This window comes from Pseudomonas multiresinivorans, from assembly GCF_012971725.1.
Taxonomy (GTDB): domain Bacteria; phylum Pseudomonadota; class Gammaproteobacteria; order Pseudomonadales; family Pseudomonadaceae; genus Pseudomonas; species Pseudomonas multiresinivorans.
On record NZ_CP048833.1, the window covers coordinates 5,967,872 to 5,982,828 of the forward strand.

A 14,957-nucleotide genomic window follows, 5' to 3' on the forward strand; every position below is an offset into this window, starting at 1 on the left:
GTCGATCATTCCAGTATCAGGCGACGGGCCAGGCTTTCCACGTAGCCCTCGTCTTGTCCATTGGGGTGCGCCTGGAAGGCCAGGTGCAGGTATTCGTGAGCCAGGTCGAGGCGGTCCTGCTGGGAATACAGGCCACGTACGAAGATGCGTTGGCGTTCGCGGTCGACGTAAGGCCGACCACTGCTCAGTCGGCACACGGCGAAGGACTGCAATTCTTCATAACCCGCCTCTGCTTCCAGCCGCGTCCGCCAGTTGCGGCGCTGTGCCTGCAGCCAACGCTCCGCCTCCGGCAGGGGCTGGCAGGCAGCGGTCGGGTTGCTCCAGCGGCTCAGGCTGGTGCGCGGGAAAGCGCGGGCGAGAATGGAGTCGTAGCGCAGGCCCTTGGCGGCCTGCTCCTGGGCGTCGCGCCAGGAGAGTTTCGACTGCCCCGCCTCGTCCGAGTGGTAAGTGACGGTGCCGCCAGCCAATACCAGATCGGCGGTCCAGGCGGCGATGCCCCGCGCCGCCTCGCTGGCAGGGCGCGGCGCCACGCGCTGGCGTTGGCTGCTGTCGTCGATGCTCAGGCAGTCGCCGCGCGGAGCGCCGTTCTGCAACAGATAAGTCCGGATGGTCACGGCCAACGCCTTGGCGGCTTCCGGCGGCGTGGCCGATGCCTCGCGATCCAGCACTCGTGCAACGTATTCCTCGCGGGAAAGACGGGCAGTCAGGCGCGGCCCCTGGGGGCTGCGTTCAAGGAACAGATCGCCGCGGCTGTCCACGTCGAGGCGAACCCCGTTGGCGAACAGCACGTTCTGCCGGCCTGCCAGCAAGCCCTCGGCGGCAGGTTGATTGCGCGCGTCGTAGACCTCCTTCAACGGATAGCGACTGAACAGGCCGACCTCCACGCAGCGCCCCGGGTCACGCGGCCAGGGCGCGGGCAGTGCGGCGCCGATGGCATTGCCGTACTTCGCCAGCACCGTCTTGCTGGTGCCCGGTCCGCGCGCCCAGAGCGGCGTGCCGTCCACCAGCCAACCGGCAAAGCCGCCTTCGCGCTTGCCATTTTCATCCCAGCTCCAGGTCTTCACCCGCAGGCGTCCACCCAATGCGGCCGGGGCGCGCCCCTCATCGGCAGCGAGGCTGACGTCCAGCAGCACCTTTTGCGCCTGTTCCTGGGCGGGCAGGTGTTGTAGTTGATCGAGCAGCTCGGCGACCGGCACTTCGGTTTGCGGTGCCAACTTGTCCAGCTGGGCGATCCAGCCCGGCGCATGGCGCGCCTGCCAGTACTGCTGCCAAACCGCGCCATCGATACCCAACCGCTGCGGCTCGAAGTACAGGCCACAGGACTTCACCAGCGCGGCGTCACGTTCGATGCTCTGCCCGGCCGTGCAGCAATAGACTTCTTCCTTGCTGTCGCCTCGGCACTGATAGGCCGGCTCCTGCTGGCCGGTGTCGTTCAGCCAGGCATAGACGAACAGCTTCCACAGGCTGCCCAGCGGCGCCTTCAGCTCAGCCGGCAAGGGCTGGCGATCCAGTACCTGCTGCGGCCCGAGGCGCAACAGTTCATCGCCCTGCGCGCTGCGCCAGGCCAGCTGCGCCTGCTCTTGCGAGCCGGGCGCCGCGAGGGCGCTCAGCGGCAACAGCAGGATCAGCCCGGCAAGGCGCGCGCGCATTTACTGGACCTTGATCTTCGCCAGGGCCGGCTGCTGCTCCAGCGCCTGCTCCTGCGGCGCATAGAGCCGCTGGTAACGCGCCGGCGGCAGGACAAACTCGCCTTTCTGCGAGAAACGGACCAGATGACGGAAGCGCAGCTCGCCGCCCAGGGTATCGACCGGCACGCCGTAGAACAGGTCGCCCGGCTCGTTGCGCGCGCGCTCCAGGCTGGTCGCCTCGACGCCGCCCAGGCCGCTGATCTGCAGGCCCCAGGTGGTGCGCTCGACATCCGCACCCGGCGGCAGCGGCACTTCCAGCATGCCGTAGCGCAGGGCCTGCGCCTGGTCGGTGGTGAGGGTCACTTCGTCCAGGTACAGCTCGTCGCTGGACAGCGGTTTGTCACCCAGCTCCTCAGCCTTGAAGGCGAAGGCGTCTTCGCCCGGCACCAGACGCAGCAGGCGGCGCTTGATGGTCACCGGCAACTGGCTGGTCGGCGCTTCGGCGCTGCGGAAGGTCACCGAAGCATTGAGCGGACGCGACGGCGCGGCGCTCAGGTCCAGCTGCGCTGGCACCTCCTTGCCCTGCCATTGCCAGAACGCGTCACCCGTGGTGCTGTGGCCTTCCTTCCAGTCCGCCACCGGCTTGGGCAATTCGGCGGCCGGGGCCTCGGCCACGGCGCGTTGCATCCAGGTCAGCGCCAGGGCGCGTTCGACGGTGGACTGCTGCGGCGCCAGGCTCAGCAGCAGTGCGCGAGCACGACTGGCGTCCACGCTACCGCTGTAGAGCTGCACGGCGCGGGCGAACGGCTGGTCGCTGGTGTTCAGCTTCAGGCGTGCACCATCCAGTTGCTTGGCGAAGCCCGACGGCAGCGCGACCTTGTTCTGCTCGGCCAGGCTGGCGGTCAGCACGCGAGCCACCGCCAGACCCAGCTCGGAGTCCGGCTGGCCCATGACCAGGCTGTCGTCGCTGTCGAAGTCGTTCACGGACTTCGCTGCCTCGCCGTTGCCGGCGTTTTCCAGGTCAGTGAGCAGGCCGCTGACCAGCGTCTGTACCGGCAGTTGCATGTCGCGGGCGAAGGCCAGGATCAGCGCACGCTGTAGCAGCGGCGTGGCGCTGGCACGCGCGGAATAGAGCTCCAGCACGCGCTGCCAGTGCTCCGGCGGCAGCTGGATTTCCAGCGCACGGCTGGCATGCCAGTCGGCGTAGTAGGCATACGCCGTGAGGAAAGCGTCGTTGTCTTCGCCGCCCCACCAGGTGAAGTAGGCATCCGGGCCTGCCATCTGCACCAGGCGCAGGCGGCTGGTCTGCATGATCAGGCGCAGGCGATCTCGTACACGCGGCTCGCCACTGGCCAGCATCGGGTAGGCGACGCTCAGCGGCAGCAGTTGGCTGGCTGTCTGCTCGACGCCGCCCCACGGATAGTCGAGCAGCGAATCCAGGTTGCCGCGCAGCAGGGCCTGGGCGCTGTCATCCAGGCGCAGGCTCACATCGCGAGCATCCGCCGGTAGCTGCAGCGGCGTGTTCTGGGCGTTGACCTGCAGCGGTTTGGATTGCAGTACCTGCCAGCTATCTGCCACCAGACTGAAGTGCACGCCGAGGCTGTCGCGAACCTGGCCGTCCTGGCGCAGTTCCACGCTCCAGTCGCCGTCGCTGAGCGGCTGCTTCGGCAGGGCGATGTAGTTGACGCCGCGCTTGAGCTCCAGTGCCTGGGTCTTCTCCTCGCCGTTGGCGCGGATCAGCAGCTCGGCCTTGGTGTCCTGCTCGCCCTGGTTGAAGACGAACAGGCCGAGGTCCGGCGCATCGCCGCTGCGGAAGCGCTTCGGGCCGCTCCACTTCAGGTACAGCGGCTTCTCCGAGCGGATGAACTGCTTCTTCTGGCCGACCTGCCCTTCGTCATCCATGGCGCGGGCGGTGATGCGCCAGCGGGTCAGGGAATCCGGCATGCGGAACTTGAACTGGGCCTTGCCGTTGGCATCGGTGACCAGCTCGGGTTCCCAGGCGGCGGTATCCACTTCCTCGCGACGCGGGCGCTCCAGTACCTTCACGCCACGCTCACTGCGGTTGGCGCGGCCGGGTGCGCTGGGCGTGCCCGGCAAGGCGACGTCGTAGCTGATGAACGACAGACTGGCGCTGGTGCGCACGTTATTGCGGCGCGGGTGGTAGAAGAACTGGTCGATGCCCGGCGCGATCTCCGGCTGCAGCGCATAGATCATCTCGTCCACCACACTCACGGTGAGGTGGCTGGAGACGGGCTTGCCGGCGTAAGTGGTATCGAGATTGACGGTGACTGTCTCGCCCGGCTCGTAGCGTTCCTTGTCGGTGCTGACGGCGATTTCCACCTGCGGCACGGCGACCTTGATCCCGGCGTTCTGGAAGCTGTAGTCGCCGCTGCGGGTGTAGAGCACGGAGAAGGTCAGGTTCGGCGAGAACTCGGCCTTCACCGGAATGCGCGCGCGGTACTGGGTCGGGTTGAGCTTCTCCAGCTTCAGCCAGTCGCCGCCCTTGGACAGCAGCGCGGTGGCTTCGACCTTGTCACGCTCCAGCGACAGCAGCGCGTCGTCTACCGGCTCAGGGAAGGTGATCAGCGCCAGCGCTTCCTCACCGGCCTTGTACTCGGCCTTGTCGAGGACGATTTCCACGGTGCCCGGCACGGCCTTCACGCCGTCGCCGCTGACCGAGTGACCAGTACCGCCGAGCAGTTGGCCAGCCTTGTCGCGCAGCTCAACGCTGTAGGTGCCGGGCTTGTCGAAGGTGATGGCGAACTTGCCGTCAGCCACCGCGCCGTCGCCGCTGCTGCGATCTTCCAGGCGAAGCCAGCGGTAGGCGGTCGGCTGGATCTGAGTCTGCTGTTCTGCGGCGTAGCTGAACTCGACCTTGTCGCCGGCGGCGCTGAAGCGCTGCGGCGCACTCAGGCGGTAGCGCGCGGCGCCACGCTCGATGAGGATTTCCTTGCTGGTCTTCACGCGGTACGCGGCGCCGTCGCTGGCGAACACGGTGAGCATGTAGCGGCTGGGCTTCTCCGCCGCCGGCAGGTCCAGCGCGGCGCGGCCCTGGGCATCGGTGGTGATCTGCGCGCTGGACAGCTCCACGGGGAACTGGCCGAGGTACTGCAGTTCGTTATCCACCATGGACAGCTGCTGGGCACGCAGGCTCAGCTCCAGGCGTGCATTGGCCACCGGCTTGCCGTCGGGGTAGAGCAGGATCAGGTTGCCCTTCACCGGCTCGCCGGTCTTGAAGTCCGGCTTGGCGAGGTCGAGGGAAATCTCGAAATGCGGCTTGATGTACTCGGCAACCCGGAAGGCGCTGCTGTAGGTCTGGTCGCGGTAATCGAAGCGCAGCTCGTAGCCGCCGGCCACGGCGTTGGCCGGCAGCTGGAAGCGGCCGCTGGTGCCGCTCTTGGCGTCGTACTTGAGATCCAGCGTCTGCAGCGTGGTGCCGGCGGCGTCGATCACCGACAGGCGCAGCGGGGCAGCTTGCGGAGCCTGCGATTCGCGGGAGTTCTTGAACTCGCGGCCGACGATCTTCAGCGATACCCAGTCACCCGGACGGTACAGCGGTCGGTCGGTGAAGGCGTAGAGCTTGGTGTCGTAGATTTCGCTGTCGTAATAGAAGTTCTCGGAGACGAAGACACCGCCCTCCTCGTCCTCGCCGATCACGAAGGAGCGTTCCGGGCTGACGTGCTGCAGGCGCAGCAGGCCATCGGCGTCGCTGCTGCCGCTGCTCATCACGCCCAGGCCGTCGGTCCACAGCACCTTGGCGCCGCCCACCGGCGTGCCTTCATGCTTGCGCGCGGTCCACACCAGCAGCTCGCTGCCGGCGATCTTGCTCACCGCAACGCTGTTGGAGACGAACACCACGGTGGTGGCGCGGTATTTGCCAACCAGCGCCTCGACCAGATAGAGGCCGGGTTTCAACTTGCCCAGCGGCACGTAGACGTTGCCGGGAGCGACGTTGATGAACTCGCTGGAGGAACCGGCAAGGGTGACTTCCTTAGGCGGCTGGATCGGCTTGGCGTCCCACAGTGGATAGCGGAACTGGCTGACCATCGGCAGGCCGGGGATCGGCGCGTACTGTGGCTGGGCGTCATACGGCGTGGGGGCGCGCATGGCATTGCCCATCTTCAGCTCGGGCACCACTTCGGTGACCTGCTGGCGCGACTCGTAGGAGAAGGTCCGCTGCATCACCCGACGCGACTTGCGGTACCAGTTGTCCCACAGGTAAGCCAGGGTATTGGACAGGCCTTCTCCCTTGAACTGCCCCTCGGACAGCACGCGGTGCAGGTTCTTCTGGCGCTTGAGGAAGTCCAGCGGCTGGTCGATGCGGTAGACGCGGATGTCCGCTCCGCCGTATGGCTCCATGCGGTAGCGACGGTAGTCGCGGCCCGGCGCTTCCAGGCGCACCTTGGCCACCTCGTCGGAAGCGAAGCTGGAGTCGGCCAGCAGGAAGAACGACTCGCCGGCCATGGGCGTGTAGTTGCTCGCCGGGACGTCGTCGTCCGCCTGCACGATCGCGGGCGCGGCGGCGAACAGGCCGACGCAGGCCAGAGCAGCGGCAATGCCGCGCAGCGCATTCATCGGGTCAGGAAGGACAAGCGATAGACGCCGATAAAGTTGGGATTGGATTCGTCGGGTATCCATCGGGTGTCCTTCCATGTCATGAGTTGTTGCAGGCTGACCGAGCGCATGCCGTTGTCGGTCGCCGTACGAGTGCCGGTGTGATAGGCGATGTCGCGGCCCATCCAGATCATCAGATGCTGGTCATCGCCTTGGTCGAAGAACATCAGGTCGCCGGGGCGCGCCTGGTTGAGGTCGCGGCCAACGAACTGGCTGTTGTACTGAACGAGTTTGATCGCGTTGACGTAGGGGCCGGTCTCGCCGCCGCCCTGCTGCCAGCTCTGCGCGAGGTTGCGCTGCGCGTCGCTAAGCTCCAGCTCCGGCGGCAGGTAGCGGTTGGACATGCCATTGGCGCGCAGCCACTTGGCGTCGTGAACCTTCAGCGCCTCGTTGGCGGCGAAGCGCACCAGCCCCGCGCAGTCCTGCTGGTACCAGCGCGGGTTCGGGCCGCGGCGCAGCTGCTCCTCGGCGATGCGCACGAACCAGGCACGGAACACCTGGGTCTGCTGCGCATCCAGTGCCGGCTCAGCCGCATGTGCCAGTGTGGCGACAAGCAGACCGGCAAGCAGTGTGAGGGGTTTGCGGATCACAGCGCCTTCCAGTCCAGCGGCAGCCACTCCCATTCGCCGCTCGGCTCGCTGCCGGCCGGCAGGGTCAGGGCGTAGGAGCCGTTACCGGCGAGAGTCTTCAGGCGCGGCAGGAGCAGCGTATCGGCGGCGTTGCGGAACACCGGCTCGAGGTCCTGCGGCAGGCTGTCGAGGGTTTCGCGCTTGAGCAGCTCGGACAGCGTCTTGGGCGCCAGGTAGGCCGGCACCAATGCATCCTTGGGCAGCACGTCGGCCAGCGGCGGGTAGCGTTTGGCCAGGGTATTGCGCGCCTTGTCGAGCAGCTTGTCGTCGATGGAGAACAGCAGGGTGTTGCCATCGCGCAGCAGGCTGACACGGAAGAAGCCGTTGCCACTGACCTGGTCGGGATTCTCCGCCGCGCTGGCCGGGTACTGGCCGAAGCGCGAGCTGACCTGGCGCTGCCAGAGACGACCATCGCCTTCGGCACGACTTTCCACCTCGAAGGCGCCCGCCTCCACATTGGCCTCGTAGGCACCGATCATGCTGCCGAACAGCTTGCCCAGTTGATCGTCCAGCTCTGGGCTGGCGGGCGCATCGAGCTTCACCGCGAGCAGCGGCGAGTGCAGGCGCGACTCCGGGTACCAGCAGAGACCGGCGGCACCGGAGAGGTGCTCTGAGAAGGCGGCGGCCATCTTCTGCTCGGCGCCCAGCTTGACCAGCATGTTGTCGTACAGCCCCGGCGTCACCGGAAGAGCGACGCAGGCGCTGGCTCCCATGGGCATGGCCTGCCAGACGGGGGTGAAATCCAGGTCCGGCTGGCGGGCGACTTCATTGAGCGCCAGGTAGCTGTGCCAACCGTCCTTGCCCTGTTCGAAGCGCACTCCGGCGAAGGTCGGGATCAAGCGCTGGTAGCCCATGGCGAGCACGCCGGCGCCCAGGGTGATGCGCTGCTTCAGCTCGCCGCGCGGCTCCAGGGCGAAGTCCTTGGCGAACAGCGGCTCACCTTCCAGCGCGGTTCCCAGGTCCTTGGCAACTGCCGCATCGGGCTCGCCGAGGTTGTCGTAGTCCGGATTGGGGAAGAGCATCTTCGGATTCGACAGCACCAGCATCTGGTCGCCACGGGAGACGAACAGCAAGGTTTTCTCCGCGCCGTAGCGCAGGCTGTAGACCGGCGTGGCGGCGCCTTTCACCTGGATCTCCGAGACCTTCTTCAGCTGAGTATCGTCGGCAGCCACCTTGGCCAGCGGCTCCAGAACCTTGGCCAGGCCGCCGCGCTTGAGGACCACCATGAAGTCGCGCAGGCGGCCATCGGCGCCGCGCCACAGGGCGACCTGGGCCGGCTGGTCGAGCAGTTCCTCGATCACGCTGTCCTTCAGGGTCAGGTCGTGCTCGTAGACGATGCGCCGCAGCGTGCCGGTCAGGCCCAGGCGGTCGGCGTTGTTCTCGTAGTAGAAGACGAAGTCCTCGGTCAGCACGTCGCGCAGCAGCGGCACTTCGAGCACCGCCTTGGGCAACTGGCTGAGGGAGGCGCTCTCGATCAGCGCGTCCGGGCGCTTGAGGTCACGCACCACTTCCGGACTTTCCGGCGCCTCCAGGGTGCCCACCGGCGCCGAGTGGAAGGCGGGGATCAGGCCGAAGGCCAGGGCCAGACCGCCGGCGACCAGCGCGGCAGCAACCACACCGATGGCGATCAGCGGCCCACGGCGCGGCGCTTGTGCTGCCGGCGGCGTGGGAGTGCTGTCTTGACTGCTGGAGGGCGTATTGTCGCTCATGGATCGCTTGTCCCGTGTCATCCCTGCGAGGGGCGAATTCAGTAGTTGAAGGTCTTCACCAGCACCAGATCACCGATGGTGCGCATGGGCACCACGAAGGTCTCGCGCTTCTCGTTGACAGTGTTTTCGTTGAACACCAGATTGATCTCGGCGGTGATCACGTCCTGCTCGTGATTGCCTTCCTGGAAGTTGTAACCCTGGCTAGCGCTGTAGTTGCCCCAGTAGTTCACATAGACCAGGTAGGTGCCGTGCAGCGGCGCAGCCATGGTGAACATTTCCGGGCCGGGGCCGTCAACGCCGTCCGGGTCGAGGCCGCCGCCGTTGCTCAGGCGCGGGTTGGCCCAGAAGGCATGCTGGCCGTCGGGCGTGACGATATGCAGGTCGAGTTCGGCCTTGGGGTCGTTCCAGCCCAGGGCCAGGCGGATGCGCGGCGGGATGCGGCCATTGTTGGCTTCGTAGAACTGCACGCGCTTGAGGGATTTGCCGTGGTCGCTGCTGACCGCAACGCTGTTGCTACCCGCGCCGAAGTTGTAGGGGCGAACGAATTTGCCTTCGGCATCGGTGTAGAGCGGGAGAGGATTGCCGTTGACCACCAGGCGCTGGGCACGGTCGACGCCGGAGACTTCGCGCAGGTGCCCTTCGATCAGGCTGCGGCCACGAACACCACCACGGTCGATGGGAGGCGTGGGATAGGCCACGCGCGGCACGCTGGGATCATCCGTCAGGCCGGAATAACGCCAGCCGGCAGTAGGGCTGGAAAGGTCCGCACCCGGTTCGGCAGCGACCGTCGCAGCCAGGAGACTGGCTGACAGAATAAAGACGGCACGAACCATCCGACGCGTGAGCTGCATGAACATTCCTTGATCGTGCATTGCGGGGGAGCCAAATGTAACCGGTCTTGTCGACGCGCGGAACGCGCCATCGCGCGGCGTTGCGACACAGAGCGATCTTTCAGAAATTTCCTACACGCAAAATGGCTTTTTGCGTAACACCACTTGGAAGAGCCTCGCCTCCGCGCAAGTCACATCCACCCACCCCATTGCAGAACGAAGATGCCGACGTTGGTCGTCAGCGCTGCCACCAGGGTGGTGATGACGATGATCGACGCCGCCAGCTCGTGGTTGCCATTGGCAGCACGAGCCATGACGTAGCTGGCCGCAGCTGTGGGGCTGGCGAAATAGAGGAAGAGCACGCCCAGTTCCGCACCACGGAATCCCAGCAGCCAGGCGCCAGTGGTGCAGATCAGCGGCAGCCAGATCATCTTCATCAGGCTCGCGCTGATCGCCAGGCCGCCGCTCTCGCGCAACGAAGCCAGCGACAGGGTGCCACCGATGCACACCAGCGCCAGCGGCAGGGTCATCTGGGCGAAGTAGTCGGCGGAGGTCAGCAGCCACGCCGGCAGGCCAATCCCGAACCAGGAAAACGGCAGCGCCGCCAGCACGCTGATGATCAACGGATTGCAGATGACGTTGCGGGCGATGCTCAGCGGGTCGGACTTCATACTCGGGCTGTAGATCGCCAGCACCACCGAGGACAGCGTGTTGTAGCAGAGGATCACCAGAGCGGCGAGGACCGAGCCCAGCGCCAGGCCGTGGTCGCCATAAAGGCTGGTGGCCAGCGCCAGACCGATGATGCCGTTGTTGCCGCGGAACGAGCCCTGCACATAGACGCCGCGCTCGACGCGTGGCACTCGCCAAGCCGCCCAACCCCAGGCCAGCAGGAAGCCCGCCAGGGTCGCTGCGCAGAAGTACAACAGTACCTTGGGGCGCGCTGCGCTGTGCAGGTCGGAGTGGTAGATGCCGAGGAACAGCATCGTCGGCATGGTGGCGTTGAACACCAGTGCCGAGGCGGTCTGGATAAATTCCGGATTGATCGCCCCGACGCGGCGCAACAGCACGCCCAGGAACAGCATGGCGAAGACCGGGGCGGTGATGGCGAAGGTCTGGAGCAGCAGGGCAAGCATGGGAAGCGGACATCAGGGCGACGGGGGCAGAATCATAGCAAGCTATGTACCCGCCCCACAGGATGAATCACACCTGCGCGTCGGTCGCTTCGCCCCAGAGCGGCGCCGGCAGTTCCAGCGGTTTGGGCGACTCGCCTTCGGCCAGGCGAGTCAGCTTGCCGTCCACGGTGGCGCCGTTCTCCATGCTCAACTGGCGATACTGGATATTGCCGACCACACGGGCGTTGGAGTGCAACTCCAGCAGGTGTTCGACGTACAGGTCGCCAATGATGGTGCCATCGATCAGCGCGTCGTAGCTGCTGACATTCCCCTCGATCCGACCTTCCGCACTGAGCGCCAGCAGGCTGGCGGCGCCGGGCTTGTGGCAGACATTGCCTTTCACGGTACCGAGAATCTTCAGGCCGTCCTGGAACTGCATATCGCCGACCAGATCGACATTGCCCGAGAGCAGGCTGGAGAACTTGTCCACCGACACCTGCGGGCCTTTCTTCTTGCTGCTGCTGAACATCGCAATTCCTCGCGCGTACTACTTGCCAGGTTTCTGCTGGCGGTAGAAGGCCAGCTCAGTCTTGAGTTTCTTGATTTCGGCGGACATCGCATCGATGCGCTGCATCAGTTGTTCACGATTGGCGCGGTCCTCGTCGCCCTGCAGGCGCTTGTCTTCCAGTTCGGCGGTCAACTGCTCGACCTGCGCATGCAGCGTCTGGAGTTCATCGGCCTGCTCGCGCCCCGCCACATCATCCTGGTGACGTATCAACCAGACGCCCGCCAGCGCCACGGCCAGCAAGAGAACCAGGAGCAGGGCCGCGCGGCCCAACGCCGCGGAACCACGAGGAACATGGGGGCGGTGCTCGGCGCGCAGCAGGTCGCGGGTGGAGGGTTTCCTAGTCCGAGGCCATACCATCGCTATCGATCTCCATGCCTCCCAGAGAGAGGAAGTTCTGTGGGTCGACGAATTCGCCGTGGTAAAGCACTTCGAAATGCAGGTGCGGCCCGGTGGAGCGGCCGGTGGAGCCCACCTTGGCGATCTCCTGCCCCGGCAGCACCACGTCGCCCACTTTCACCAGCAGTTTCGAGGCATGGGCATAGCGCGTGACCAGGCCGTTGCCATGGTCAATCTCCACGCGATTGCCATAGGAAGGATTCGGCCCTGCGACGATGACGCGTCCACCAGCGGCCGCATGGATCGGGCTGCCGGTCGGCGCCGAGAAGTCCTGGCCGGAGTGGAACGCCAGATGGTGATTGAAGGGGTCGAGCCGGTTGCCGAAAGGCGACCCCAGGCGCGCCTGCTCCATCGGGCGACGGGCGGGAATGGCCATGAAGTCGGCGTTGCGCCGTGCCACCTGGTCCATCAGCAGGTCGAATACCCGACGCAGACATTTCGCCGAGCGCTCGCTCCGTTCCAGATCGACGCCGGAGGTGGGCAACGGTTCGGCACAAGGGCGCGGCGGCAGCAGGATCCCACCTTTGCCCTTGGTGGTCGTCTCCTGGGGCTTTGGCGCGAGCTCAGGGTCGACCTTGGACAGTTTGCGCGCGATTTCCTCGTGGCTGTCGACAGCCTTGAGCAGGTAGGTGGCGTCTTTCTCCAGCACTTGCAGGCGACCGGCCAACTCCCCTATCCGCTCCGCCGCGAAGCGCTCAGCGGAATCATCTTCCGAGGTATCGGGGGCGCTTGCGAGGACGGGCATCGGTACTGGCTCGACGTTGGCCCGCCCCACCCAGACACCGACCACGAAGGCCACCACGGCGAACAGCAGCGCGGTGCAGCCGGCCACCAGCAGGAACCGGCGCCGATCGATCAGCTGCAGGTCCGAACGGGTCAATGCCTGCCGGGTAGGGGAAAGGAAGCTCATGCGAGGTACCGTTGAATCATACGAAACCCGGTCCTGTTCGGACCGGGCTGCACAGGGTACCTGTTATTGAAAGCTTCGCAGCGGCTAAACACTGAAAAATGTAAACAAATAAGAAGAATTCATCCTGTCTGAGAAGACTTTCAGATGTTTCCCACTAACACGTTCACAGTATCCCAGTGAATCAAACTGCCACTACACCGGCAGAACAGCCTCGATCTCCTGCAAACGATAATCTTCCAGACGCAGCTGGCGCGGGTGGAATCGTTTCAGGCTGACCCGGTGGCCAATGCTGACCAGGGTGACGCCTGGCAGTTGGTCCAGCAGCACCTGATAGAGCGCAGCTTCGTCGGTTTCGTCCAGTGCGGAAGTCGCCTCGTCGAGGAATAGCCACTGCGGCGCATAGAGCAGTGCACGGGCGATGGCCAGACGCTGTTGCTCGCCCGGAGACAGTACACGCTGCCAGTGATCGGCTTCATCCAGGCGCGGCACCAGCGAATCCAGACGGCACAGGTGCAGCACCTGCTTCAGTTGCTCGGGATCGTGACGATCACCCTGCTCCGGATAGCAGAGCGCCTCGGCGAGGGTGCCGATGGGCAGGTAGGGTTTCTGCGGGACGAACAGGCTGCGCGCCTCAGGCATCTGCACCACGCCGCTGCCGTAGCGCCACAGGCCGCTCATGGCGCGCAGCAGGGTGCTCTTGCCTCCGCCGGAGGGGCCGCCGATCAGTACGTGTTCCCCGGTGTTGATCGCCAGGCTGGTGGGCTGCAGCAGCCCGCGACCGTTGCCCAGGCTCAGGGCAAGGTTCTGCAGTTGCAGCAGGTGACCGGACTTGCGCACGTCGATGTTGGCCGACTCCTGGGCGATATCGGCCATGGCTCCGCGGAAGCTCAGCAGACGATCGCAGGTGGCGCGCCAGTTGGCGAGGCTGGCGTACGCGTCGATGAACCAACTCAGGCCGTCCTGCACGTTGCCGAAGGCGGAGTTGATCTGCATGAGCTCGCCGAGCTGGATCTTGCCGGCGAAGTAACGCGGGGCGGCGACCACCAGGGGGAAGATGATGGCGATCTGCGCGTAGCCGGAGCTGAAGAAGGTCAGGCGCTTCTGCACCTTCATCAGTTCCCAGAAGTTGCCCCAGACATTGCGGAAACGCGTCATCAGCCGTTCGTTCTCGTTGGCCTCGCCGTTGTACAGGGCGATGCTCTCGGCATTCTCGCGCACCCGCACCAGGCCGAAACGCAGATCCGCCTCGAAGCGCTGCTGCTGGTTGTTCAGGGTGATCAGGCGGCGCGCGATCAGGTGCGTCAGCCAGCTGCCAACCGCCGCGTAGAGCAGCGCAGCCCAGAACATGTAGCCGGGAATGGTGACGCCGAAGATTTCGATGCTGCCGGAAACGCCCCAGAGGATGACCGAAAAGGACACCAGGCTGACGACGTTGCGGATCAGCCCAAGGCCAAGAGTCAGAGTGGTATCGGTGAAGTTGTTGAGGTCTTCGGTCAGGCGCTGGTCGGGGTTGTCGGTATGGCCGCGCTGCTCGAGGCGGTAGTAATTCTTGTCGCCCAGCCAGGCGGCGAAGTGCTTCTCCGTCAGCCAGCGGCGCCAGCGGATGGTCAGCATCTGGGTCAGGTAGAGGCGGTAGACGGCGATCAGGATCGCGGCGGCGGCAATGCCGCAGAAATACAGGACCAGCCGGATGAAGGAGTCGACATCCTTGTTCTGCAGGGCGTTGTAGAAGTCGCGGTACCAGCTGTTGAGCCAGACCGAGACGGCCACGCCCACCAGCGAGAGAGCGATGACCACGATCAGCAGCAGCCAGGCCATGCCCTTTTCTTCACTGCGCCAGTAGGGCGCTGTGAGGTGCCAGACTCGGTGGAAGAAGCGGCTGCGAACGGCGTCGTTCGCGGCGCGGTACTCGGCGCTGTCGGTCATGGAATGGGCTCGCACGGCTGTACATACAAAAAAGGAGCGCTCATTGGCGCTCCTTTGTGTTATCGATCGCTTAACGCCTCACCGGGCGCTTCTGCAGCTTACGTTGCAATGTGCGCCGGTGCATACCCAGCGCTCGGGCGGTCGCGGAGATGTTGCCGTCATGTTCGGCAAGCACGCGCTGGATATGTTCCCATTGCAGGCGGTCGACCGACATGGGGTTTTCCGGCACCAGGGTCTCCAGGTCGGCGTGCTGCGACAGCAGTGCGGTGAGCACATCGTCGGCGTCGGCCGGTTTGCACAGGTAGTTGGTGGCGCCGCGCTTGATGGCTTCCACCGCGGTGGCGATGCTGGAATAGCCGGTGAGGATCACTACGCGCATCTCGGCGTCGAGCTCGAGCAGCTTGGGCAGCAGCACCAGGCCGGAGTCGCCGTCCATCTTCAGGTCCAGCACGGCGTAGTCGGGCAGATCGTCCTTGGCCATGGCCAGGCCTTCCTCGGCGGAGCCGGCGACCGACACCCGCAACCCGCGGCGGGTCATGGCGCGGGCCATGACGCGGGTAAAGGTGGCATCGTCGTCCACCAGCAGCAGGTGGGGCTGCTCTTCGCCTTCGAACAGGATCTCTTCGCTCATGGTA

The 14,957-nt window shown here is 65.5% G+C and carries 11 protein-coding genes; all 11 read right to left on the reverse strand.

What is annotated here, in order from left to right; translation table 11 throughout:
* Nucleotides 1–5: 5 nt before the first annotated feature.
* Complete coding sequence (locus G4G71_RS27270; RefSeq protein ID WP_169941721.1) at nt 6–1,649, reverse strand: DUF2300 domain-containing protein; 1,644 nt, start codon at nt 1,647–1,649, stop codon at nt 6–8.
* Complete coding sequence (locus G4G71_RS27275) at nt 1,650–6,203, reverse strand: alpha-2-macroglobulin family protein (protein WP_169941723.1); 4,554 nt, start codon at nt 6,201–6,203, stop codon at nt 1,650–1,652.
* A complete protein-coding gene (locus G4G71_RS27280) occupies nt 6,200–6,865 on the reverse strand; it encodes a DUF1175 domain-containing protein (protein WP_169941725.1) in 666 nt (221 codons plus the stop codon). Before G4G71_RS27280 ends, G4G71_RS27275 begins: the two co-directional genes overlap by 4 nt.
* Nucleotides 6,829–8,580: a DUF2138 domain-containing protein gene (locus G4G71_RS27285; protein ID WP_169941727.1), complete on the reverse strand. Its 1,752-nt coding sequence runs from the start codon at nt 8,578–8,580 to the stop codon at nt 6,829–6,831. Before G4G71_RS27285 ends, G4G71_RS27280 begins: the two co-directional genes overlap by 37 nt.
* A 38-nt stretch (nt 8,581–8,618) precedes the next feature.
* On the reverse strand, nt 8,619–9,413 hold the full coding sequence (locus G4G71_RS27290; RefSeq protein ID WP_240964975.1) for a YfaP family protein: 795 nt from the start codon (nt 9,411–9,413) through the stop codon (nt 8,619–8,621).
* Nucleotides 9,414–9,601: 188 nt separating this feature from the next.
* Nucleotides 9,602–10,543, reverse strand: a complete 942-nt coding sequence (locus tag G4G71_RS27295; RefSeq protein ID WP_169941731.1) for an AEC family transporter — start codon at nt 10,541–10,543, stop codon at nt 9,602–9,604.
* Nucleotides 10,544–10,610: 67 nt separating this feature from the next.
* Entirely contained in the window at nt 10,611–11,051 is a 441-nt protein-coding gene (locus G4G71_RS27300) for a bactofilin family protein (RefSeq protein ID WP_169941733.1), read from the reverse strand.
* An 18-nt stretch (nt 11,052–11,069) separates the two neighbouring features.
* Complete coding sequence (locus G4G71_RS27305) at nt 11,070–11,447, reverse strand: hypothetical protein (protein ID WP_240964848.1); 378 nt, start codon at nt 11,445–11,447, stop codon at nt 11,070–11,072.
* Nucleotides 11,428–12,396 (reverse strand): M23 family metallopeptidase, encoded by a 969-nt coding sequence (locus G4G71_RS27310; RefSeq protein ID WP_169941735.1) that lies wholly within the window; start codon nt 12,394–12,396, stop codon nt 11,428–11,430. Before G4G71_RS27310 ends, G4G71_RS27305 begins: the two co-directional genes overlap by 20 nt.
* A gap of 192 nt (nt 12,397–12,588) precedes the next feature.
* A complete protein-coding gene (locus G4G71_RS27315; protein ID WP_169941737.1) occupies nt 12,589–14,322 on the reverse strand; it encodes an ABC transporter ATP-binding protein/permease in 1,734 nt (577 codons plus the stop codon).
* A gap of 70 nt (nt 14,323–14,392) precedes the next feature.
* Nucleotides 14,393–14,953, reverse strand: a complete 561-nt coding sequence (locus G4G71_RS27320) for a response regulator transcription factor (RefSeq protein WP_054906642.1) — start codon at nt 14,951–14,953, stop codon at nt 14,393–14,395.
* Nucleotides 14,954–14,957 lie beyond the last annotated feature (4 nt).